This window comes from Marilutibacter maris, assembly GCF_003233695.1.
GTDB lineage: Bacteria > Pseudomonadota > Gammaproteobacteria > Xanthomonadales > Xanthomonadaceae > Marilutibacter > Marilutibacter maris.
The window spans coordinates 2,284,585-2,307,039 of the sequence record NZ_CP029843.1 but is presented as its reverse complement, the minus strand read 5'-3'; the positions used below and the strand labels follow the sequence as shown (position 1 = coordinate 2,307,039).

General features: G+C 69.5%; 19 protein-coding genes. 8 read left to right on the top strand and 11 right to left on the bottom strand.

Annotated features, from left to right (window positions below):
- The first annotated feature begins 53 nt into the window (after positions 1 to 53).
- On the top strand, positions 54 to 692 hold the full coding sequence (locus C9I47_RS10180; protein ID WP_111266642.1) for a glutathione S-transferase family protein: 639 nt from the start codon (positions 54 to 56) through the stop codon (positions 690 to 692).
- Between the two features lie 60 nt (positions 693 to 752).
- Here C9I47_RS10180 and C9I47_RS10175 read toward each other — a convergent pair whose 3' ends face one another.
- From C9I47_RS10175 to C9I47_RS10165, 3 genes are all read right to left on the bottom strand, one after another.
- Positions 753 to 4,676 (bottom strand): amino acid adenylation domain-containing protein, encoded by a 3,924-nt coding sequence (locus C9I47_RS10175; RefSeq protein ID WP_223250092.1) that lies wholly within the window; start codon positions 4,674 to 4,676, stop codon positions 753 to 755.
- An 84-nt stretch (positions 4,677 to 4,760) separates the two neighbouring features.
- Complete coding sequence (dbpA, locus tag C9I47_RS10170; protein WP_111268080.1) at positions 4,761 to 6,134, bottom strand: ATP-dependent RNA helicase DbpA; 1,374 nt, start codon at positions 6,132 to 6,134, stop codon at positions 4,761 to 4,763.
- 155 nt (positions 6,135 to 6,289) lie between these two features.
- Complete coding sequence (locus C9I47_RS10165; protein WP_145985483.1) at positions 6,290 to 6,616, bottom strand: hypothetical protein; 327 nt, start codon at positions 6,614 to 6,616, stop codon at positions 6,290 to 6,292.
- Between the two features lie 286 nt (positions 6,617 to 6,902).
- Between C9I47_RS10165 and C9I47_RS10160 the strand changes: the two genes are divergently transcribed.
- A complete protein-coding gene (locus C9I47_RS10160; protein WP_190238473.1) occupies positions 6,903 to 7,385 on the top strand; it encodes a YybH family protein in 483 nt (160 codons plus the stop codon).
- 138 nt (positions 7,386 to 7,523) lie between these two features.
- Here C9I47_RS10160 and C9I47_RS10155 read toward each other — a convergent pair whose 3' ends face one another.
- Together C9I47_RS10155 and C9I47_RS17705 are read right to left on the bottom strand one after the other, a co-directional pair.
- On the bottom strand, positions 7,524 to 7,988 hold the full coding sequence (locus C9I47_RS10155; protein WP_111266638.1) for a YaiI/YqxD family protein: 465 nt from the start codon (positions 7,986 to 7,988) through the stop codon (positions 7,524 to 7,526).
- Positions 7,985 to 8,131 carry a hypothetical protein gene (locus C9I47_RS17705; RefSeq protein WP_190238472.1) on the bottom strand — a complete coding sequence of 49 codons (147 nt, stop codon included), beginning with the start codon at positions 8,129 to 8,131 and terminating at the stop codon, positions 7,985 to 7,987. Before C9I47_RS17705 ends, C9I47_RS10155 begins: the two co-directional genes overlap by 4 nt.
- Before the next feature lie 90 nt (positions 8,132 to 8,221).
- Between C9I47_RS17705 and C9I47_RS10150 the strand changes: the two genes are divergently transcribed.
- From C9I47_RS10150 to C9I47_RS10140, 3 genes are all read left to right on the top strand, one after another.
- Positions 8,222 to 9,304 carry a hypothetical protein gene (locus C9I47_RS10150; protein ID WP_223250091.1) on the top strand — a complete coding sequence of 361 codons (1,083 nt, stop codon included), beginning with the start codon at positions 8,222 to 8,224 and terminating at the stop codon, positions 9,302 to 9,304.
- Between the two features lie 63 nt (positions 9,305 to 9,367).
- On the top strand, positions 9,368 to 10,348 hold the full coding sequence (locus tag C9I47_RS10145) for a GGDEF domain-containing protein (RefSeq protein WP_111266637.1): 981 nt from the start codon (positions 9,368 to 9,370) through the stop codon (positions 10,346 to 10,348).
- An 87-nt stretch (positions 10,349 to 10,435) separates the two neighbouring features.
- Positions 10,436 to 11,266 carry a restriction endonuclease gene (locus tag C9I47_RS10140; RefSeq protein ID WP_111266636.1) on the top strand — a complete coding sequence of 277 codons (831 nt, stop codon included), beginning with the start codon at positions 10,436 to 10,438 and terminating at the stop codon, positions 11,264 to 11,266.
- Positions 11,267 to 11,317: 51 nt separating this feature from the next.
- On the opposite strand, the gene C9I47_RS10135 is transcribed toward C9I47_RS10140, so the two are convergent.
- The 4 genes from C9I47_RS10135 to C9I47_RS10120 all read right to left on the bottom strand — a co-directional run bounded on the left by C9I47_RS10135 (position 11,318) and on the right by C9I47_RS10120 (position 15,742).
- Positions 11,318 to 12,478: a hypothetical protein gene (locus C9I47_RS10135; RefSeq protein ID WP_141481767.1), complete on the bottom strand. Its 1,161-nt coding sequence runs from the start codon at positions 12,476 to 12,478 to the stop codon at positions 11,318 to 11,320.
- 58 nt (positions 12,479 to 12,536) lie between these two features.
- Complete coding sequence (locus tag C9I47_RS10130; protein WP_111266634.1) at positions 12,537 to 13,052, bottom strand: hypothetical protein; 516 nt, start codon at positions 13,050 to 13,052, stop codon at positions 12,537 to 12,539.
- Positions 13,053 to 13,421: 369 nt separating this feature from the next.
- Positions 13,422 to 14,360: a hypothetical protein gene (locus C9I47_RS10125; protein WP_111266633.1), complete on the bottom strand. Its 939-nt coding sequence runs from the start codon at positions 14,358 to 14,360 to the stop codon at positions 13,422 to 13,424.
- 170 nt (positions 14,361 to 14,530) lie between these two features.
- A complete protein-coding gene (locus C9I47_RS10120; protein ID WP_190238471.1) occupies positions 14,531 to 15,742 on the bottom strand; it encodes a S1 family peptidase in 1,212 nt (403 codons plus the stop codon).
- A gap of 524 nt (positions 15,743 to 16,266) precedes the next feature.
- Here C9I47_RS10120 and rox point away from each other — a divergent pair.
- Positions 16,267 to 17,721 carry a rifampin monooxygenase gene (gene rox, locus C9I47_RS10115; RefSeq protein WP_223250090.1) on the top strand — a complete coding sequence of 485 codons (1,455 nt, stop codon included), beginning with the start codon at positions 16,267 to 16,269 and terminating at the stop codon, positions 17,719 to 17,721.
- Between the two features lie 111 nt (positions 17,722 to 17,832).
- Here rox and C9I47_RS10110 read toward each other — a convergent pair whose 3' ends face one another.
- Both C9I47_RS10110 and C9I47_RS10105 read right to left on the bottom strand, forming a co-directional pair.
- A complete protein-coding gene (locus C9I47_RS10110) occupies positions 17,833 to 18,897 on the bottom strand; it encodes a gliding motility protein GldB-related protein (protein WP_145985482.1) in 1,065 nt (354 codons plus the stop codon).
- A 236-nt stretch (positions 18,898 to 19,133) separates the two neighbouring features.
- A complete protein-coding gene (locus tag C9I47_RS10105; protein ID WP_111266630.1) occupies positions 19,134 to 19,901 on the bottom strand; it encodes an oxygen-binding di-iron domain-containing protein in 768 nt (255 codons plus the stop codon).
- A 202-nt stretch (positions 19,902 to 20,103) separates the two neighbouring features.
- Here C9I47_RS10105 and C9I47_RS10100 point away from each other — a divergent pair, with 202 nt between their 5' ends.
- Together C9I47_RS10100 and C9I47_RS10095 are read left to right on the top strand one after the other, a co-directional pair.
- Complete coding sequence (locus C9I47_RS10100) at positions 20,104 to 21,783, top strand: ABC1 kinase family protein (protein WP_111266629.1); 1,680 nt, start codon at positions 20,104 to 20,106, stop codon at positions 21,781 to 21,783.
- A gap of 48 nt (positions 21,784 to 21,831) precedes the next feature.
- A complete protein-coding gene (locus C9I47_RS10095; protein WP_111266628.1) occupies positions 21,832 to 22,380 on the top strand; it encodes a YdeI/OmpD-associated family protein in 549 nt (182 codons plus the stop codon).
- Positions 22,381 to 22,455: the final 75 nt, after the last annotated feature.

Below are 22,455 nucleotides of genomic sequence, written 5' to 3'. Positions count from 1 at the left end.
CCATCGCCCTAACATGCAGGGCCCGAAGCCAAAACATCGAAGGACGCCGGACCATGACAGGAACGTTGACGCTCTGGACCTACGACTGGGTGCCGCCGGGGCCGCGCGGTTTCGTGCGCGACCTGCGCCTGCGCTGGGCGGCGGAGGAGGCGGGGCTTGCGCATGAGGTGCGGACGGTGCCGTTCGAGGATCGCGAGACCAATCATCTTGAACGCCAACCGTTCGGGCAGGTGCCGTTCCTGAGCGACGGCGACATCTCGATCTTCGAGAGCGGGGCCTGCCTGTTGCACCTGGCGGACAAGAGCGAGGTGCTGATGCCGCGCGATACCGTCGCCGCGGCGCAAACCCGGCAGTGGGTGGTGGCCGCGCTCAACTCGATCGAGATGGTCAGCGTGCCCTGGTGGTTCCTGGCCGTGTCCGGCGATGAGGACAACGCCCTGACCGGTTGGTTGGACGTGCGACTGCAGCAACTGGAAACGGTGTTGAGCGAGCGCGATTGGCTCGCCGCCGATCGCTTCACCGTCGCCGACCTGATCATGGCCGACGTGCTGCGCGTGCCCAGGGTCCGTGCCCACGGCGAACGCCCCGCGACCGAGGCCTATGTCGCCCGCATCACCGACCGCCCCGCCTTCCACAAGGCGCATGCCGCCCAGATCGCCCATTTCGCGGCGGCGGACGCGAAGCGGGCCTAGCGCGACAGGGGGTAGCAGCGAGGCGTTGCCGGGACGCGCTGCGTGCCCGACTGGCCGTATCTACCGTAGCGGCGCCTCCGGCCCCTGCCGCTCGGCGATCCGTCCGATGAGCCAGACGAAGGGTTCGACCTGGCCGCCGAGTACGCAATGGCCCTGGATGACGCTGTCCAGCAAACCCGCTACGTCGGATGCGCACAGGGCGGACACCGCGCGCGCGTCGGACAGCTGCAGCGAACAGGTCGGCACATGCGTGGCGGCTGGTGGTGTCCAGGTCACCGCACGCCCGTCGACCCGCATCGTCACCGGTGCTTCATCGTCCGGAAGTCCGATCGTCACCGCCAGGTCCGGAGTCGGGCCCGGCTGCGTCGCCAGTGCCTGTTGGAGATGGCGGCCGAAGTCTGTCGCCCAGGCTTCCACGGCCACTCGTCGCGGGGGCGCGCCGCGCGGTGCTTCACGCCCACACTGGTTCGCCGCCTCCCGGGTGTCATTGGGGGCTGTCGTCGGCTCCGCCCGCGATCCGTCGCTCCCGTTCGCCGGGCCGTCCGGGGCGCGTTGCGCGGTCCTGGCTTCGCGTTCGACCTCGATCAGGGTCTGCAGCGTCCGGTCCACGTCATCGCGGGTGTGCGAGGCCGAGCAGATCAAGCGCAGGCGGCCGCGTCCACGCTCCACGATCGGGTAGGTGACGGCGGTGGCGTGGATGCCGCGTGCGTGCAGGCCGCGTGCGATCGCGTAGAGCAGATCGCTGTCGGAGAAGTGCGGGGTGACGATGGGGCCGTCGCCGGTGCCCAGGTCGTAGCCGGCCTCGGAGAAACGTTTCCGCATGTAGCGGGTGGTGTCCCAGAGCCGCTCGCGCAGCGCGTCGTCCGAGCGCAGCCGGCGCAGGGCGGCGAGCGCGGCGGCGATGTCGACAGGCGTCGTGGTGGCCTGGAAGACATAGGCCCTGGCCGAGGTCTTGAGCAGGGCGACGTGCTCCTCGCGCGCGGCGATCACGCCGCCGAGGCTGCCGAGCGCCTTGCTGAGCGTGGTCATGATGAAATCGACCTGGTCGGTGACGCCCTGGGCCGCGCAGATGCCGGCGCCGCGTGGGCCGTAGAAGCCGAACGAGTGGGCCTCGTCGACCAGGACGAGCGCGCCGTGCCGCTTCGCCGTACGCACGATCTCGTCGACCGGTGCGGTCCCTTCGCCCATGCTGTAGACGCCTTCGAGCACCACCAGGGTCGTGTGATAGGGCGAGGCTTCGGATTCCAGCACCGACTGCAGGTCGGACGCGTCGTTGTGCCGGAACGTCCGGATCCTGGCGCCGCTGAGGCGGGCGCCGTCGACGATGGAGGCATGGCAGAGCTGGTCCATCACCACCACGTCCCTGTCGCCCACGATGCCCGCGATCACGCCCAGGTTCGCGGTGAATCCGGTCGAGAACAGGCATCCGGCGGGCTTGCCCACCAGCGCCGCGAATTCTCTTTCGAAGTGCAGGTGCAGGTCGGTCATGCCGGATGCGGTCGGGGAGGTGCCCATGCCGGTGCCGAAGCGTTCCAGCGCCGATCGGGCCTCCTGGATCACGCCCGGGTCGCGGTTCAGACCGAGGTACAGATTGGTGCTCCAGATGATGGCCTCGTGCTCCTCGCCGGTATGGACGTCGGCGACCGTGCCCTTGTGACCGCTGCCGGTGCGGACCAGCTTGCTGTAGGGCTCCCGTCCCGAGCGCGTGAGCAGGTGCTTGAGTGCGCGGATCAGCGTGCCCTTGTCGGTCGCCGACCAGGCCGGCGCCCTCGACGCCAGGAACGGCGGGTGCCCGGACTGCAGCTGGCTCTGGAAATGGCCCAGCGTGTCGGAGTTGGCGCCGCTCGACCGGCCAACGTGGCTGTCCGTGCCGCCGTGCTCCAGCGCATCGAGCAGATGGTCGGCAACGGCGTTGGGGGTGGGGTGGGCGATCAGCGTCGACGCGGGCAGCTTCCGGCCTAGTGTCGTGGACAGCCGGTGGCCCAGTTCGACCGCGTCCAGCGAATCCAGGCCCAGGGTTTCGAACGCCTGTTGCGGCGGTACCTGCCCGGGATCGCGCAGGTGGAGGAAGCGGGCGACCTCGGTCCGGACGGTCGTCAGCAGGGCCTCGTGCCGTTCTTGCCTCGACAGCTGGGCCAGGCCTTCCGGCGGGCTCCCTGCCACGTCGGAGACCGTGATGTCGGCGTGCGCGGGCGGCACGTCGGATGCGCCGTGGTCCAGTTCCAGCCCGGGCCGCGGCAGTCGTTTGCGGTCGAGCTTGCCGTTGGGCAGGCGGGGCAGGTCGGCGAGGCGCATCACGGTCCGGGGCACCATGTACCTGGGCAGCCGTTGCGCGAGGTGGGCGCGGGCGGCCTCGCCGGTGACTGTCTCGTCCCGGTTGGCAACGTAGCCGACGAGCATGCCCTTGCCGCCATCGGTGTCGACGACTGCCGCCGCCGCCACGTCCACGCCCGGCATCGACTCCAGCGCCGATTCGATCTCTTCCAGCTCGATCCGGAAGCCGCGGAGTTTGATCTGCTGGTCGACCCGGCCCAGGAATTCGATCTCACCGCCGTCGCTCCAGCGGCAGCGATCGCCAGTCCGGTACAGCCGTTGGTCCGGAATCGCGCCATCGGGGTCCAACTCGATGAAGCGCTCCCGCGTGCGCGCGTCGTCGTGGAGATAGCCGCGTGCGAGCTGGTCGCCGGCGAGGTGCAGTTCTCCCGGCACGCCTATCGGAACCGGCTGCATGGCGTCGTCCAGGATGTAGGCGCGGGTGTTCGGCGTCGGCTTGCCGATGGTGATCGTCTTCGTGCCCGCGGCAATCTCGGTGGCGGTGCAATACACCGTATGCTCGGTTGGCCCGTACACGTTGAGCACGCGCGGCGGTTGCGCCAGCGCATGCAGTTGTTCCACCAGCGGACGCTTGAGCACGTCGCCGCCGAGCACGGTGCAGCGCACGCCCGGCGGCAGCCCGCCGGTCGCCAGCAGTCCCTGCATCGCCGACGGCACCATGATCGTCGTCCGCACGCGCGCCGCCGCCGGCAGCTCCGGCAGCGCCAACGCGTGCTCGGCCAGCACCACCGTGCCGCCAAGCGACAACGTCCCCAGGATCTCCATGACCGAGGTATCGAAACAGATCGAGGCCGCCGCCAGCACACCGGCGAGTTCCGCGTCGTCCAGCAGCTTGCGCATCGAGCGGGTCATCGCGACGACGCTGCGGTGCTCGACGGCGACGCCCTTGGGATGCCCGGTCGATCCCGAGGTGTAGATGACATAGGCGAGGTCCCGCACCGAGGGCGTGGGCATGGCGTCCGGTACCGGTTCGTCCATCGCATCGAGCCGCAGCAGGCCGGCGGTGCCGGCACAGAGTTCGGCGGGCGTGTCGCCGTCCACGACGACGGCCGCCGCGCGGGCGTGTTCCAGCATGTAGCGCACACGCTCGCGCGGGTACTCGGGGTCCAGCGGCACGTAGGCGCAGCCGGCCCGCAGGACCCCCAGCAGGGTCGCCGCCAGCTCCCAGCGGCGGCCCATGCAGACGCCGACCAGGGCCCCCGGTCGCACGCCCCGCGCCGCCAGCGTGGCCGCGATGGCGTTGGCCCGTGCGGTCAGGCGGGCGTAGTCGATCTCGACATGCCCATCGATGATCGCCGTGCGTTGCGGATGCGCCTGCGCCTGTTTCTCGACCAGTCCCCAGACCGTTTCGGTGCGGTCGTATGCCTGCGCGGTGCGGTTCCACTCGATGAGCACGCGGTGCGCCGCGTCTCCGGAGAGGGAGGGAGGGCCTTCGGCAACTGCGATCGTGTCCCGTGTCGCATCCGCCTGCGTGTGAGGTCGTCCGGGCCGATACATCGAGCACTCCTTGCGCAGAAACCGGTTCCGCAGTCTAGTACGAGTGCGACGCGGAAAGGGCCAGGGGGCAAGCCGGCTGTATCGCGCCCGGCCCGGGCCGGGGCGACCCGCTGCGAAGGAGGCGCGCCAACTCTTCGCGCGCAGGCCCGACATCGCGCTTGCCGCTCCGACGGCCTGCCTGGAGCCCTGGACGGAGCCGGCGCCTATCCTGGGCGATGGGGGGGGCGCCGCCGCGCCTCAGACCTTCCGCACCCGGAACTTGCGCCCCTTGATCTTGCCCGCCTGCAGCCGCGACAGCGCCTGGCCGGCCCTGGCGCGGGCGATGGCGACGTAGCTGCGGGTCGGGAAGATGTCGATCTTGCCGAGGGCGTCGGCGGGCAGGCCGGCGTCGCCGGTGAGCGCGCCGACGATATCGCCGGGGCGCAGTTTGTCGCTGCGGCCGGCGTCGATGCGCAGGGTGGTCATGGCCGCGTGCGGGGCGCTGCCGGCGCGCAGTGCGGCCATCGGCGGTTTCCGCCAGGCGAGCGGTGCGCCCTGCAGGGCCTCCAGCGCCTGCGCGCGGGCGAGCTCGCGCGGGGTGCACAGGCTCAGCGCGTGGCCCTTGCGGCCGGCCCGTCCGGTACGGCCGATGCGGTGCACGTAGACGGCCGGGTCGGTCGGCAGCTCGTAGTTGATCACCGCGCCGATGCTGTCCACGTCCAGCCCGCGCGCGGCGACGTCGCTGGCGACCAGCACCTGGCAGCTGCGATTGGCGAAGCGCACCAGCACCTCTTCGCGGTCGCGCTGTTCCATGTCGCCGTGCAGGGCGGCGGCGGAGAACCCCAGGTGGCTCAGCGAGGACACCACTTCCTCGGTGTCGCGGCGCATGTTGCAGAACACCACCGCCGATTCGGGGTTGTATTCCATCAGCAGGCCGGCCAGCGCCGCCGGCTTGCGTGCCGGCTCGACCTCGAAGAAGCGCTGCTCGATGTCGGCATGCGGCTCTCCGGCCTCGACCGCGACCGTCAGCGGGTCGCGCATCACCCGGTCGGCGACCTCGCGGATGCCGTCGGGCCAGGTCGCGGAGAACAGCAGGGTCTGTCGTTGCTTCGGGGTCTTGGCGACGATCTTTCGGATCGGTTCCTCGAAGCCCATGTCGAGCATGCGGTCGGCCTCGTCGAGCACCAGCACGCGGATGTCCCCCAGCGCCAGGGCACGCTTGTCCAGCAGCTCGAGCACGCGCCCCGGGGTGCCGACCACGACATGCGGGATGTGCGTGAGCGAGGCCAGCTGCGGCGCCAGCGGAACCCCGCCGGTCAGGGTCAGCAGTTTGAGGTTGGCGATGCCGGTGGCGAGCCGGCGGATGTGCTTGCTCACCTGGTCGGCCAGTTCGCGGGTCGGGCACAGCACCAGCGCCTGCAGGCGGATCTGCGACGGGTCGAGGTGGTGCAGCAGGGCCAGTCCGAACGCGGCGGTCTTGCCACTGCCGGTCGGCGCCTGCGCGATCAGGTCGCGGCCTTCGAGCAGGGCCGGCAGGCCCTGGGCCTGGATCGGCGTCATCCGTACGTGGCCGAACGCGTCCAGGCCCTGCAGCAGGGCCGGATTGAGCGGGAGGTCGGAGAACTCGGGCAGGCGATCGGTCATGCGCCATGATACGGACTGGCGGCGGGTGTGCGGGGAATATCCGCCGACGCCGGTACGGCCTCGGTCATGACCGGGAGGGTGGGCGCGGCCGCCCGGCCGCCCCTTGTGGGGCGGGGGCGCGGCGACCTGCGACGGCAGGGTGGCTACGGGCCGCCGGTGCCCTTCTCGCGGGCCTCGTTGCTGCCGCCACGGCAGGCGCCGCTCAGGCCGGGGAAGCCGTGCGGCAGACCGTAGTACTTCCAGGCATCGGCCGCGGTCTGGACGATCGACTCGTTCTGTCCCTCGTCCGGGTCGAAGTCGTTGAGTCCGCTGTAGGCGCAGTTGGAGTTGGCGTTGGCCGGCGCACCGGTGGTGCGCGGGTTGTCGCTGCCGGGTGGGCCGGAAACCTCGCCCGCCATCGCTGGCGCGACGGCCACGGCCACGAGGACGGCAAGCACTGCCAGAGGCGGCAATACGGGACGTGCATGCATGTCGATCTCCTCATCGGGGGCGTCTGAGGACGCGCATCTGACAACGCAGGCGGACCGGCGCATCGGTCACCCGGCAGGCGACGAACGGTAGTGCCGCTTCCATTGGTTCCGGCGAGGGCGCTGTGAGCCCCGGTTCATGCGCTTGTCGGGGCCGCTGGCAGGCGGCGCAGCGGCCTTCTGTCACCTCGCTCATGCCTTCCCGGCCGCCTCGGATGACCGATATCCGGACGGCGTCGCGTTCAGTGGTGGCGCGAAGTTCCGCGCGCAGCCCTCTGGAGGTCGCGTCATGAACGTATCGAACCGGATCTGTGCCGCCTTGCTGCTGTCGGGCCTGGTCGGCTGGGCGAGCGGAGCGGCGGTGGCCCAGGAGATGGCGCCGTCGGCCGCCGATTGCTTCCTCCCGGCGTTCAAGTCCGGGGATGCCGACGCGGTGACCGCCTGTTATGCCGAGGACGCGGTGCTGTGGATTCCGGGCGGACCGATGGTCAAGGGCCATGCCGAGATCCGCGACGCTTTCGCCGACTTTTTTGCGGACGTCACGATCAAGGACGTCCAGATCAGCATCATGGGCGATGAGGTGATGGGCGACACACGGGCGTCGTGGGGTACCTATACGGTGATCCGGATCGACAAGGCGACCCAGGCCGAGTCGGTCCAGCGTGGGCGCTACGTCGAAGTCTCGAAGATGATCGGCGGACGCTGGCTGTACATCGTCGACCACCCCGCGGACGACCCGCCTCCGGCTCCGGAGTCCGAGCAGGATATGTGAGCCGAGTCCCGGTCACCTGCCGGGGCACGACGCATCCGCGCATCGACGCGCTGCATCCGGGCGGTGGCGCGGGTCGGGCATGGCCAGGAGCGAGCGCACCGGTTTCCGTGCCTGGAAACGCGGTGCGCTCCGCGCCCGTCAGCCCCGCGCCGCCAGCCAGCGGTCCAGCTGGTTGGCGAAGGCCTGGCGGTCGCGCGCATTGAACGGGGCCGGGCCACCGGTCTGCACGCCGGCGCCGCGCAGTTCGTCCATGAAGTTCCGCATCGACAAGCGTTCGGCGATGTTGTCGGCGGTGTAGCGCTCGCCGCGCGGATTGACCGCGTGGGCGCCGTTGGCGATCACCCGTGCCGCCAGCGGAATGTCCTGGGTGACCACCAGGTCGCCCGCCTGCGCGCGCTCGGCGATCGCATCGTCGGCCACGTCATAGCCGCCCTGGACCTGCAGGGCGCGGATATGGCGGGAGGGCGGTGTGCGCAGCCATTGATTGGCGATCAGGGTGACCTGCACCCCGGCGCGCTCGGCGGCGCGGAACAGGATCTCCCGGATCGGTCCGGGGCATGCGTCGGCGTCGACCCAGATCCGTGCGGACCCGGCGTCGTTCACTCCGATTCGTCGCTGGACGCGGGCGTCTCGCCCTGCGCCGCCTCGCGCTGGGCGCGCTTCTTGGCGTCCTTCTCGTCTTTCTTCTTCTGCTTGGCCAGCTCGCGCTGGCGCTTCTCGAACGAATAGTTGGGCTTCTTGGCCATGGGCTCTCTGTAGGTGGACGAACGCCCAGTGTACGGGACTGGCGGCGGCGAGGCAGGTTCCGCTTCGCAGGGACGCCATGTGGATGCATCATGCTGGAAGCATTCGGACGGCTCGCAGACGAGGCCCAGCAGGTGATGAGGATGACCGAGTTGCTTGCATTGACCGTTGCGGAAGCGTGCATAGGTGCATGTCGGGGCTGTCTGGCCTGGGCGGTGGCGACCATGCTGGCCCTGGGCGTCGCGGAGGCCGCCGAACCGGCCAACTACGTGTTCGCCGGCGGCGACGGTGCCGCCGAGGTGCGCGATCTGCTGCAACGCGACGATGTCGCCGGCGTGCAGGTGGTCTATCCCTGGAAGACGTTGGAGCCGGAGCAGGGGCGCTACGACTTTTCCTCGATCGAGCGCGATCTGGCGGTGGCCGGATCGCTGGACAAACAGTTGTTCGTGCAGGTCCAGGATCGTTTCTTCCGGCCCGAGGCGCGCCTGCTGCCGGGCTATCTGCTGCGCGAGCCGCTGTACGGGGGCGGCCTGGTGGCGCAGACGGACACGCCGGGCGAGGGCGCGCCGCAGGTCCAGGGGTGGGCCACCCTGCAGTGGAATCCGCACGTGCGCGAGCGCTTCCAGGCGCTGCTGCGTGCGCTGGGAGAGCGGTTCGATGGCCGCATCCATGGCATCAATCTGCCCGAGACCGCGATCGACGTGGGCGATGGCGCCAAGGCCGCCGGCTTTACCTGCGATGGCTATTTCGAGGCGCAGATGGAGAACATGAGCGTGGCCCGGCAGGCCTTCGAGGACTCGCACGTCGTCCAGTACGTCAACTTCTGGCCCTGCGAGTGGGACAACGACCACGACTACATGGGGCGGCTGTTCGAGCGGGCGCATGCGCTCGGTATAGGCCTTGGCGGGCCGGACATCGTGCCGTACCGACGCGCGCAGATGCGCAACGCCTATCCGTTCTTCAACCGCTACCGGGAGCGGCTGGCGCTGGTGGCGATGGCGGTGCAGGAGCCGACCCTGACCTATGTCGACCCGGAGGACGGGGAGCGGTTCTCCAGGGAGGATTTCGTCGGCTTCGCCCGCGACTACCTGGGGGTCGACATCATCTTCTGGAGCCCGGCGGCACCGTGGTTGAAGTCGGACGAGCGCGCGCGGCCCGGCGCTCGGGGGCGATAGCGGCCGGACCCGGATGGCGGCGTGGAGGCGCATGCCGCGCCCGCATTTCGTACTATCCCCACCATGAACGATCTAACGCTGCCGGATCCGGGCGTCGAGCACGTCCGCGACGCCCTCGGGGATGCGGGCGTCTACAAGGCCCTGCTGGAGTCGACCAAGGCGATTCCGTGGAAGATCGACTGGGCCAGCAAGCGCTTCGCCTACATCGGCCCGCAGATCGAGGCGCTGCTGGGCTGGCCGCAGGGCAGTTGGCAGACGGTGGAGGACTGGGCCGCGCGCATGCATCCCGAGGACCGCGACCGCGTGGTCGGCTACTGCGTGTCGCAGTCGCAGGCGGGGGTCGACCACGAGGCCGACTACCGTGCGATGACCCGCGACGGGCACTACGTATGGATCCGCGACGTGGTCCACGTGGTGCGCCGGCCCGACGGCGAGGTCGACAGCCTGGTCGGCTTCATGTTCGACATCAGCGAGCGCAAGAAGGCCGAGGAGGAGCTGCTGCGGCTGCACCGGGAACTGGAGCAGCTGTCGATGACCGATGGCCTGACCGGTATCGCGAATCGCCGCATGTTCGACCTGCGCCTGGAGAACGAGTGGGGCGAGGCCCGCCGCAGCGGCAATCCGCTGTCGCTGGTGATCCTCGATATCGACCGTTTCAAACAGTACAACGATGCCCATGGCCATGTCGCCGGCGACGAGTGCCTCAAGCGCATTGCCGGCGTGCTGCGCGGGCTCGCGCAGCGTGCGCGCGACGTGGTGGCGCGGTTCGGCGGCGAGGAGTTCATCCTGCTGCTGCCGGATGCCGACGAGGACGCGGCGGGCCGGATGGCCGCGGCCTGCGTCGACGCGATCGCCGATCTGCGCATCCCGCATGCCGGCGCCGGCGCCGGCATCGGCGGGTTCGTGACCGCCAGCCTTGGGGTGGGCACTGCCCGTCCCGGCCCCGACGCCGCCGCGCGCGCGTTCGTGGCCGCGGTCGACCAGGTGCTGTACGCCGCCAAGAGCGGCGGCAGGAACCGGATCGAGATGCTGGAGCAGGGGTAGCCGGGTACAGCGACGGCCCTGTCTGGGGTGGGGCCCGATCGCCTCGTCCCGTGCTAGCTTCGGGCTGGGCAAGGTCAAGGAGGGGATATGGCCCGGGGACTGAAGGCGGTTCGTCGTCGTCATCACGATGCATTGAGCCGAGTGGGCTGGGAGCGGCTTGAAACCCTGTTGGCCGAGCACTATCGGCGGCAGGGCTACGATGTGGAGCATGTTGGCACCGGCGGCAGCGGGCAGCGTTTCGACGGCGGCATCGACCTGAAGTTGCGCCGCGACGACGCCTATGTCCTGGTCCAGGCCAAGCACTGGAACGCCTTTCAGGTCACCCACAACCCGGTGCACGAACTGCTGGGCGTGATGGTCACCGAGAGCGCCACCGGCGCCATTCTGGTCACCAGCGGCGAGTTCACGCCGCGGGCCATCGAGGCGGCGTCCCGGCAGGGACACGTGCAGCTTGTCGATGGCGACGCCCTGCGCGAAATGCTCGGACCGATCGAGGACGACCCGGAGGTCGGCAGGTCGCCGATGGTGCCGAGGTCCGGGAGGTCGGCCGCCAGAGGCCGTCGCGACTCGGCCGTGGGCGGTCGGAACGGGAACCGTGCCTGGCTTTGGATCGCGGTGGTGGGCGGCATGGTTTCCGTGCTGCTTGCTGGTGGATGGCTGTACCAACGGGCAGGAACTGGCGGCGCCGCTTCCGGCATCGCGGCCGGCGAGACGGCCGGCGAGACGGCGCCCGGTGCGGTCCCGCCAGACGCTGCGGTGCTCGTCCAACCGGCGCGTGCGGCGGAAGCCGCGCCTGTCGCGCACGGCCCGGCCGGCCTACGTCAGGCTTCGCCGCCGACGGATGTGCAGGATCGCGAATCCCGGCGCCGGGCCGACGAGGCCATGGAGGTCATCGGCGCCGACACCCCGGAGATGTAGTCGCCGGTCCGGACTGCGGCCACCTTGGTCCCGGTCGGGGGCGATCTCGGTTCAATCCAGCGACAGCGCCTTGAAGTCGTAATTGGTCCGCAGTTGCTCCTGTATCAGCCATTCGCGCAGTTCGGCATCGCTGAAGCCGCGGTTGGACCGGTTGAAGTAGGCCAGCGCCCGTTCGTAGACCTCCGGGTCGGAGGCGTCGACCTCGAACACCGGCTGCATCCGGTCCATGATCGCCAATCGCTTGGCGAAGGCGATGTCCATGCCCATGCCGACGCGCGTCCACCAGTAGTCGTTCGGCTTTCCGGACCTCAGGAACGGCCCCAGGACCTGGCGGGCGATGCCGACGTTGAGCTCCTCGACGCGCTCCTTGCCCAGATTCTCGACCAGTCCGGGCACGTCGGGGTCGTAGACATAGAGATCGCGGCCGGCATCCCCGACCTGCTTCGATTCCTGCTTGCGCCTGTGGTTGTCGATCAGCACCTGCAGCTCTTCCAGCTGCACCAGTTGCAGGATGCCGCCGAGCTTCTGGAATCGACGGGCCAGGCCGTCGCGGGTTTCGCGGGTGACCCCGGCCCAGTGCTTGATCGGCTGCACGACGATGCACGATGGCTGCTGCGCGAGCTTGAAGTCCAGGCTGTTCAGCACGTACTTCGATTCGCCATACAGGTCGGCGACCAGCCACAACTCGATGCCCTCGTCCCTGAGGATCTGGCACGCCTGCATGTAGCGTTCGTCGACCTTCTTCTGCAGGTCCAATTCGGCATAGGCGTCGGGCTGGCTGCCCTTCACCACCAGGCTGGAGAGCGAGCCGGCTCCGGTCGCGCGCCACAGGTCGATCTTCTGTTTGAGAAAGTACCGGTACTCTTTGTCGGACATCAGCAGGCCTTCGGGGTTGGCCGCGCTGACGATGACGCTCAGCTCCATCTTCTTGCTGAAGAGCTGTTCGCCGTTCATTGCCGCTTCGATCATGCTGTCGGTGCCGCTGATCGTCGATCCGGGCAGGTCCGGCCACGCGAAGCGCAGATCGCTCTCGTCGTAGGATTCGAGCAGTTGTTCCTTGAAGCGGAAGTACCGCGAAACCCTGGTGTTGGGCATCACCGACACCGTGATCCATCGCTTCTGGGTCCGGGTCAGGTTCCAGCGGCCTTGCGCCGGCCAGAATCCGCCACCGCGTATCGACAGGCGGGAAACCCCTGGTCTGGCTACGATCATCGTGTATCTCCTCGAAGGTTTGGTCGTGGCGCCCGGGTATCGGTAGCCCCGGGTTCGCTCAGGCGATCTCCAGCGCGCTTCCGGGGTCGCCGGGCGCGGGGCTGCGGATGCTGGTGACCGGCGTGCCTACGCAGAACGCGAGCACCTTGAAGGTGCGGGTCAGGTCGATCTCGTCGCTGTCCAGCATCAGGGCGATGGGAAAGCTCCGCTTCAACGGGTAGCCGGACAGGTACATGTTGCGGCTGTCGTCATCGGCATTGTTCAGCTGGAGCAGCGCGTGCAGGAGCGTCGGTGCGCCGGGATCGATGTCCTCTGTCGGTACCAGGCTCTCGAAGCGGCAGGTGACTCCGCCGGTGAGCATGTAGTCGCAGATCGAGGCGATATGGGCCTTGTAGTGCTTGTAGTCGGCGTAGAGCACCAGTACCCGCTCGGCGGCGCCGAACAGGGTGCGGGCTTCGGTGGCTTCCGGCGGCAGGCGTGGCTGCAACAGGTTCATTGTGAGGCCCTGGGGGCTGACCCTCAGGCCAAGGGCATCGGTCAGCAACAGCTCGCATTGCGCGTTCTTCCAGATCATGAGGTTTTCCCTTGGTGTGGTCCGTGCCGGGTCCGGGGCGGGCGATCGCGGTGCTCCCAGCAGCAGCTCGAGCAGGCTGGGCGCGCTCATGGCGGGCCCGCGGCGGACACGCCGTGTGGCCAGATGCGCGGACGTTCGCGGGCGCCCGTCCACAGCCGGTCGGACGAAGCGGTGCGGTCGCGTGGGTGTCGCAGGTGCGCGCGGGAGTCATGCATGCCGGTACAAACGCGACGGCGACGCGGTTGTGAAGCCCGGCGTCGCGCTCGGGACGTGCCGGAACCTGGCGCGGTCGGGCGCGCGCCCTCATGCGGTTGCGTGGAGGCCGTCGCGATCGTCTATGGAGAAGCAGGTGCCCGTCAGGCGGTGCCGCTAGCGTTCCGGCGGCTCGGCGTTCCACCAGGCCTGGCCGTCTTCGGCCGCCGGGATGTCGCATTCGCGTGTTTCGATGGCGTCGATGCGGCGCCCGCGCCCGCCATCGATCCACGCTTGCAGCAGCTTTTCGACCGATTCGCGGTCGTGCGCGGCGATGCCCAGGTTGCGCTGTGTTCGCCAGTCGCCGGCGTGGCCGTCGTTCTCGTGGCGGTGCGGCGTGCCATAGCTGCAGCGGATGCAGTAGTGGCGGACGCTGTGCGTCCAGTCTTCGAGGTAGGCGACGCCCGGCGCGCGGGCCTGTTGCAGGGCGAGCAGGTCGTCGCGACTGCCGCAGTCGACGAAGCCGACGAAGGTCTGGAATTCCGATCGTTCGATGCGTTGCAGTTCGTTGAAGACCGGCACTTCGCGCTGGCCGTCGTGCCGGTGCCCGGTCACGGCGCCATCGTGCAGGACGACGTCTCCGAAGCGATGACCGCTTTCAGGAAGCGGTACGTTGAGCAAACGCGCGCGCACCGGGTCGATTCGACGCATGAACAGCGTCTCGCCGCCGCTCCAGGGATTCAGCCTGACGACCGCGACACCATAGTCGGCGTCGATGGGACCTTCGCCCTCGGGGACCTGGATGCCGCAGTCCTGCCACAGCCGTCGTGCCCGTGGCCAGTCGGCGAGCGCGGTGGCGGCGATGGCCGCGTTCCACAGTTCCGCATCGCCGGGCTTCCTGGCCAATGCGATCGCGCGCAGGTTGTGCTGGAGCGACGCCGGCCAGTCGCGCAGGTACTTGTGCGCCAGGCCCAGCATGTAGTGGTAGTAGTGGTTCTCGGGCTTGTGCAGCAGCAGTCGGGCGAATTGGCGCGAGGCCTCGGCCAGCTCGCCGCGCGCCATCGCGTCGTAGGCGGCATCGTGGAGGGTGTCCAGATCGTCCTGTACTGGGTGCATGCGTCGGCCGATGGGTGTCGAATGACTGTCTCGCGTTGGCGCATGATCGCATGAGCGGACGTGTCCGCCCCGCAAGGCCGGCCCGCGACCCGCCGATGGCGCGAAAAAGGGCGCCCCGGTTTTCCGGGGCGCCCGACTCCACGGTGTTGCCTGTAACCCTGGCGTGCTGTTTACGGGCTGGTGCGCAGGGTCAGACCGTAGACGCTGAGGATCGAGTTAATCGGCGTGAAGTAGCTGTTGCCGCCGCCGTTGCGGCCCTGGCGGCCTTTGCAGCTGCCGCTGCCGCCGGACAGCACACCCTGGGCCTGGCCGGCGCCGGTGATGTACGAACCGCCGGAATCGCCGCCCTCGGCGCAGGCCGAAGTCCGGGTCAGGCCGGTGACGGTACCGTCCGGATTGCCCGCATTGTCGACATAGGACACGGTCTGGTTCTTGCTGAGGATGGCGCCACAACGCCAGCCGGTGGTGCGGCCGGAGCGGCACAGCGCCGCGCCGACCGGCGCTTCGGTGCTGCCGTGGACGGTGACATCGCCCTTGCCGTAGCCGTACACGTTGGGTTGCAGGGTATGGGTGTTGTCGACCTGGACCCAGCCGCGGTCCGGACCGGTCTGGTTGCCGTCGGGCATCGTCGAGGCCGCGAACGACCCCAGGCTGACGCCGAGGCTCCACTGCGACAGCTCCTGGTAGACGATCTCGCCGGTGTCGCCGCAGTGGCCAGCGGTGGCGAAGCCCTTGGTCGAACCCTTGGTCACCGGGAAGCCGATCGAGCAGGCGTACAGGTAGCCGTCGCCGGGGTTGCGCAGGATGCCGCGACCGCCCTCGATGTCGATGCGGCGCTGCGGCGCCTCGCGCATCGTCTCGAAGCGCACGGTGTTGGCGTCGAGGCCGCTGCGGGCGATGAAGTCGATCGCCGCGTCCTCGGCGCCCGGTGCGATGCCGACGACCACGCTGTTGCTCGGCAGGTCGACCGCCCAGCTGTACACGCCGCGCGGCGCGCCGGCGCGGCCGTGCTGGCCGTCGAGCTGGGCCTTGGCGGTGTTCAGCGAGGCCAGGCTGTGGCGGGCCTGGCGGGTCTCGACGCCGGCCACGCTCCTGGCGTTCGCCATCGAGGTGGTGCCGACCACGACGCCGAACGAGCCGTCGGCCTTGCGCTCCAGCCAGGTGCCGGCAAAGTTGCGGCCCAACTGCCTGGCAACGACCTTCTCCTGCTGCGAGGCCAGGCGCTCGGCCCGGATGTACTGCGCCAGCTGCGGGCCGGACAGCCCCAGGTCGCGCTGCATGGCCGCCTTCAACGCGGGGGAAAGGTCGTCGGCGGCAACGGCCGCTCCCGACACTGCCATGGCAACGGTGACTGCCAGAACCGACATACTGAACTTGCGCATTCGAACACTCCTGGAAATAGGAAGAGACATGGACATCGGTGACAGCGGGTCGAGTCATGGCCGTTCCGCTTGGGGAACGGTGGGGTGCCAGGTGAACCGCATTGGCTGGAACGCCGCCGGGGCGCTTCCCCCTACCTGGAAAGCGCGACTTTTTTCACGGTTCTGAAACGCGGAAGTGCTTGCGTTCTCAATCGACGGCAATCCGCTTGCGTATGGTCCTGTCGTTGCCGCGCGTTTCCGGTGAGGGCGGCAGTGCGGTGCTCTTGGCGATCAGGACGAGCCGCGGGCGCGCGCCGCCACCGGGTCAAGCACTCGGGTGCGCGACCGGTAACGGCAGGAAGGGCGTGAGGGCGGCAGAAGCCGCGCCCGATCGACGGGTGCGGGAGCGGGCGGCATCTTCGCCGTGGCCGGGTTCGGGTCCTCGCCCCTGACAACATATTAAGGCACCCGGGGCTTGCGGCAAGGCCCGATCGGTGATGCACAGTCGCCGCCCCTGGCCGATGGCCGTTGATGAGGGTGGGCGGATGCAGATGATCGACGCGATCGTGGTCGGCGCCGGGCCGACCGGTTTGATGCTGGCCTGCGAGTTGAGCCTGCAAGGGGTGCAGGTGCTGGTGCTGGAGCGCGAACCGGTACCCAGTCCTGTCGTCCGCGCACTGGGCATACATGCGCGCAGCATCGAGGTGATGGACCAGCGCGGCCTGCTGGAGCGGTTCCTCGCCCACGGCACCCGGCATCCGCTGGCGGGGTTCTTCGCCGGCATCGCCAAACCCGCGCCGCCGTCGCTGGACACCTCGCACCCCTATGTCCTGGGGATCCACCAGCCGATCATCGAGCGCCTGTTGGCCGAGCGCGCGGTCGAACTGGGCGCGTCGATCCGGCGCGGCTGCGAGCTGGTGGGCCTGGAGCAGGACGAGGACGGGGTGAGCGTCGAACTGGCCGATGGCGGCCGGCTGCGCGCGCGCTATCTCGCCGGTTGCGATGGCGGTCGCAGCACGGTGCGCAAACTGTCGGGGGTGGGCTTTCCCGGCGAGCCGAGCCGGGTCGATACGCTATTGGGCGAGATGCGGCTGGAGGGCTCGCGCGATGCCCTGCTTGCGGCCATGTCGGAGGTTCGCAAGTCGCACAAGCGGTTCGGGATCATGCCGCTGGCCGGCGATCTGTACCGGGTCATCGTGCCGGCCGCGCAGGTCGCCAGCGACCGCGCCACGCCGCCGGACCTGGAGACCTTCCGGCAACAGCTGCGGGCGGTGGCCGGCCACGACTTCGGCGCGCATTCGCCGCGTTGGCTGTCGCGCTTCGGCGACGCGACGCGGCAGGCCGAGCGCTACCGGGTCGGGCGCGTATTGTTGGCCGGCGATGCCGCGCACGTGCATCCGCCGGTGGGCGGGCAGGGCTTGAACCTCGGCGTCCAGGACGCCTTCAACCTCGGCTGGAAGCTGGCCGCCGCGATCGCCGGCTGGGCGCCGGCGGGCTTGCTGGACAGCTATCACCTGGAGCGGCACCCGGTCGCCGCCGAGGTGCTGGACAACACCCGCGCGCAGATGCTGTTGATCTCGGACGAGCCAGGGCCGCAATCGGTGCGCAGATTGCTGGCGGAGCTGATGGACATCGAGCCGGCCAACCGCCTGCTGATCGAGAAGGTCATCGCCACCGCGATCCGCTACGACTTCGGCGACGGGCACCCGCTGCTGGGCCGGAGGCTGCACGATATCGCGCTGTCGCAAGGGCGGCTGTATGTGCGCATGCACCGCGGGCGCGGACTGCTGTTGGACCGGACCGGCCGGTTGTCGGTGGCGGGCTGGTCGGACCGGGTCGACCGGCTCGTCGATCGCGACGCCCCACTGGATGCGCCGGCACTGCTGTTGCGGCCCGACGGTCACGTCGCCTGGGTCGGCGAGGACACGCAGGGTCTGCGGGCGCGGCTGCGGCGCTGGTTCGGCGAGCCGCGCGCATCCATGCGCGCGCCGATGGGTTGAGGGCGGCTTATTGGCGCTTGCGGCGGGCGACGACGATGGCGGTGACGATCAGGGCGACGACGAGCGCGGCGCCGCCGAGCAGGACCAGCAGGACCAGGGCATGCCAGACGCTCATCGCGTCGCCTCGGTGCCGTCGCCGGTGCCGGCCGGGGCGGGGGAATCATCGGCGGCCGGCGGCGCGTCGAATCCGATGCCGGGCCGCCAGCCGCTGGCCGCGAAGATCGCCTTCGGGTCCTCCATGCGCAGGATCTCGCGCAGGGCCCGGCGCTTGTCGTCGGCCTGCCGGTAGTAGGCCTTCACGATGCGGTAGCCGACCCAGTAACCGAGATCGCCCGGACTGTCGGTGCTGCTGTTGTCGAGCCAGGCGCCGAGGTCGGTGCTGTCGATGTCGGCCAGGAACGCGGTCTCGATCTCGTGTTCGCGGCCGCGGGTCAGCGCGTCGAAGTGCGCGTAGGCGGTGTGGCCGGAGGTCAGCTCGGCGACGAACTCGGCGCCCCCCTCCATCAGCGAACGCTCGAGCACGGTGGGCCGCTCCAGGTTCGCCATCGCCGGGCTCAGCTGCACATGGGCGTACTCGTGCGCGATCACGTGGACGAAGCGGTCCTCGGGGTCGGGGTTCATCCATTCCACCGCGCACAATGCCTCCAGGCCGATCTGCAGGCCCGTGTCGGGGTAACCGATGCCGACCGGCTTGCCGCGTCCGACCACGATCGTGACAGGTGGCAGATTGGCCTCGGGGTAGAGGGTGGCGAGCGTCGCCAGGGCGCGATCCAGACGCTGCTTGGCCTGCGGCAACACGCGCATGCAGTCGCGGGCCTGCCGGTACAACGCCGGCCGCTCGGCCAGGGTCGCGGCGATCGCCTCGCCGGTGACGCGGCGCAGGCGGGCGAAATGGTGCAGGCCTTCGGAGCCGGGGTCGAGGTAGTCGCGCTGCAGCCGTTCGGCGTCGAGCGTGCCGCCGGCGGCATCGTAGAGGCGGTAGAAGCGTTCCACGTCGTCGATCACCACCGCCGGCGCCGCCGCTCCGTCGGCGGCGGACGGCGGCTGCGCGTGGGTGCGCATCGGCGCCAGCAGGGCGTTGATCGCGATCAGGGCAGATGATGCGCAGACGAGCGTTCGGCGACGCGTGCGGGCGACGGGTGCGGGCACGGCGGTGAGGGTGGGGGCGGCGGGCATCGCGTTCTCCTGTCCTGGGAAGGGCTGCGCATGCAGCCGGTGGGCGCGGCCGATGATAACGGCAGCCGTCCGCCTGCCGGTCGGCGAGGGGCCGGGCGCCTCCCCGCGCCCGGCCCCCGCCGTCCTCCCCTGGTTGAACACGTTGTCGAACACGTTGTCGAACACGTTGTCGAACACGTTGCCGGACAAGCCGCCGTCACGACATCCCACCGTGGCGACGGCCCCCGGGGTCGGCTTCAGGCGGCGTAGCCGACCGGCGCCAGCAGGTCGACGCCGCACTCCAGCTGCGCCAGCCAGTCCAGAAACCGCTCCATCGCCTCGCCGCGCATCGGCAGGCCGTGCTGGGGGACGATCATCGCCGGCGCCACCGAGCGCACCATCTGCACCCACAGGCGGGCGGCCCGATTGGAGGCCATGTAGCGGCGGTGGAAGCCTTCCATCCGTGCCTTGTGCGCCTGGAAGTCGGCGACGAAGGCGTAGGGCGTCTCGCTGGCGATCATCGACGAACCGATGTCGCCGGAAAACAGGATGCGGCTGGTCGGATCGTAGAAACTGAAGTTGCCGACCGAATGCAGGAAATGCGCCGGCAGCGCCTGCACCCAGGTGTCGCCCATCGCGATGCGGCCGCCCTCGTCGGGCAGCAGCATGTAGCGTTCGCTGCCCTTGTTGGGCATGTAGCCGGGCACCAGGTGGGGAACGAAGCGGCCCCAGAGCTTGGAACAGACCACGGTGGTGCGCGAGTACAGCAGCCACTTGTCGACCGAGCCGATGATGTCCGGGTCCTGGTGCGAACACAGCAGCCAGGTCAGCTCCGACGGTTTGATGTAGCTGCCCAGGGCGAGGATCAGCGGGTTGTAGAGCAGCTGTCCGCCCGGATCGAGCAGGGCCGAGTAGCTGCCATGCTGGATCAGGAACTGGTTGGCCTGGATGCCGTCGTCGCCACGGACGAGATCGTTGAAGGCGATGCAGCGATGGTTGTCCTGCTCGAACAGAATCGTCGCCATGATGTTCCCCTGTCCGTGGCATGTTCGGGGCACGACTGTAGGCGGTCGCGACGAAACCGGTTTGCGCTGGATCAAATCCGGACGCCGGGATCCGGGGTACACCGTTGGCATGGCCGGGCCGGCCTTGACCCGGTCGTTCGCCGCGGCGCGGTAGAACGTACGCAAGCGGCGGCCGGGATCGCCGACACAGGAGCTTTCGCGGATGTGGGACACCTTGATCACCCCCCATGAGCTGGGCCGGCTGCAGACGCTGGCATCGATCCTGATCCGCCATGGCTTCGGCGACATGGTGCGACGGCTGGGACTGGCGCGGGCGCTGGCGCGGCTGGGTCGGGCATTGCCCGGAAATCACGCCGAGGCGCCGGTTGAGCTGGCGCCGCAGGTCCGGGTGCGACTGGCGTTGGAGGAAATGGGCCCGTGCTTCGTCAAACTGGGGCAGGTGCTGGCCACCCGCGTCGACCTGTTTCCGCCGGAATGGATCGCCGAGTTCAGCCGTCTGCAGAGTGCGGCCCCGGCGGTGCCGTTCGAGGCCATCCACGCCGAGATGAGCGAGGCGCTGGGGATGGCACCGGAATCGGCCTTCGCCTGGCTGGATCCGCGGCCGCTCGCCGCCGCATCGATCGCGCAGGTGCACCGGGCGCGCCTGCGCGACGGACGCGAGGTGGTGGCTAAGGTACGGCGTCCCGGAATCCGCGCGCTGATCGAAGCCGACCTCGGGCTCCTGCAGCATGCCGCGACCCGGATCGAACGCAAGTTTCCGGAGCTGCGCCGGTTCCACCCCGTCGGCGTGGTGCGGCAATTCCGCGCCTCGCTGATGCGGGAGATGGACCTGGCCGCCGAGTGCCGGCATGCCGAGCGCGTCGCCGGCAGTTTTGCCGACGATGTCCGCGTCGTGGTGCCCACGGTGTACTGGGACTTCACCAGCGAACGCATGAACGTGCAGGACTTCGTCGACGGCATGCCGGTCTCCGACCTTGCGGCGCTGGATGCGGCCGGGGTGGACCGGTGCGCGATCGCCCGGACCGGCGCCCAGGTGGTGTTGAAGATGATGCTGGAGGACGGCTTCTTCCATGCCGACCCGCATCCGGGCAATGTGTTCGTGCTGGAGGACGCTCGCATCGCGGTGATCGACTTCGGCATGGTCGGGCGGTTGTCGCCGACGCGCCGGGCCGAGGTGGTGAGCCTGTTGTTCGGACTGGTCGAGCGCGATTCCCAGCGGGTCACGGACGTGCTGCTGGAGTGGACGCGGCAGTCGGACGTCGATGAGGCGCAACTGGTCATCGACGTCGACGCGTTCGTCGATACCTATCACGGCGTGCCGCTGGGCCAGCTCGACCTGGCCGGGATGTTGCTGGAAGTCACCGTGCTGCTGCGTGCCCACCGCCTCGCGCTGCCGGCCGATCTGGCCCTGCTGATCAAGGTCTGCCTGACCCTGGAGGGACTGGGGCGCAGCCTCGATCCGGACTTCGACATGGCGCGCCAGGCGCAGCCGTTCCTGCGCCGGGCGATGGCCGCGCAACTGGGGCCGACCGCGATCGCGCGGCGCGGCGCGCATGCGCTGGCCGACACCGCGAGCCTGCTGGCGGCGCTGCCGCGCGATCTGCGGCGACTGCTGCGGGCGGTGCGCGGAGGCAATGCGCGGCTGAACCTGCGCATGGAGCACCTGCAGGACCTCAATCGCCAGATCGGCCATTCCGCCAACCGGCTTGCCGGTGGCCTGGTGATCGCGGCGCTGATCATCGGATCGTCGATCGCGATGACGGTGGAGGGCGGGCCGACCCTGCTGGGATTGCCGTTCTTCGGTCTGCTGGGTTTCGTCGGCGCCTCGGTCGCCGGCATCTGGCTGCTGTGGTCGATCTTCCGCAGCGGTGGCGGACGTTAGTGACGCGGTATCGGGTTCGGTGGGGGCGGATTCTGGTAGCTTTCGCGCATGGATACCCCGACCGATGCGATCCGTTTCCAGGCCAGGTTGTTGCGACCGGCCAGCCCCAGGAGTGCGACCTGGTCGTTCTTCGTGTTGCCCAAGGAGGCCAGCGCGCCGCTGCCCAGCCGCGGCATGACCACGGTGGAGGGACGCCTGGGCGGGCATGCGTTCAAGGCCACGCTGGAGCCCGATGGCAGCGGCAGCCATTGGCTCAAGGTGACCCGGGCGATGCGCGAGGCGGCCGGTGTCGGCGTCGGCGACACCGTCGCCGTCGAGGTGTGGCCGGCGCAGGAGCAGCTCGAGGCGAAGGTGCCGCCCGACCTGCGCAAGGCGCTGGCCGCCGATCCGGCGGCGAAGGCGGCCTGGTCGCGGATCACCCTGATCGCGCGGCGCGACTGGGTCCAGTGGATCACCACCGCGAAGAAGGCCGAGACGCGCGAGAAGCGGATCGCCAACGCCTGCTCGATGCTCGCCACCGGCAAGCGCGAGGTCTGCTGCTTCGACCGCTCGGGCATCTACAGCAAGGCCTTCAGCGCACCCGAGGCGGCGGAGTAGGGCCGACGGTCCAGGCGGTGCAGCCGACCGCTGCATGAAGGGATGAAGCGGCGACCGGGTTTCGTGTGACACTCG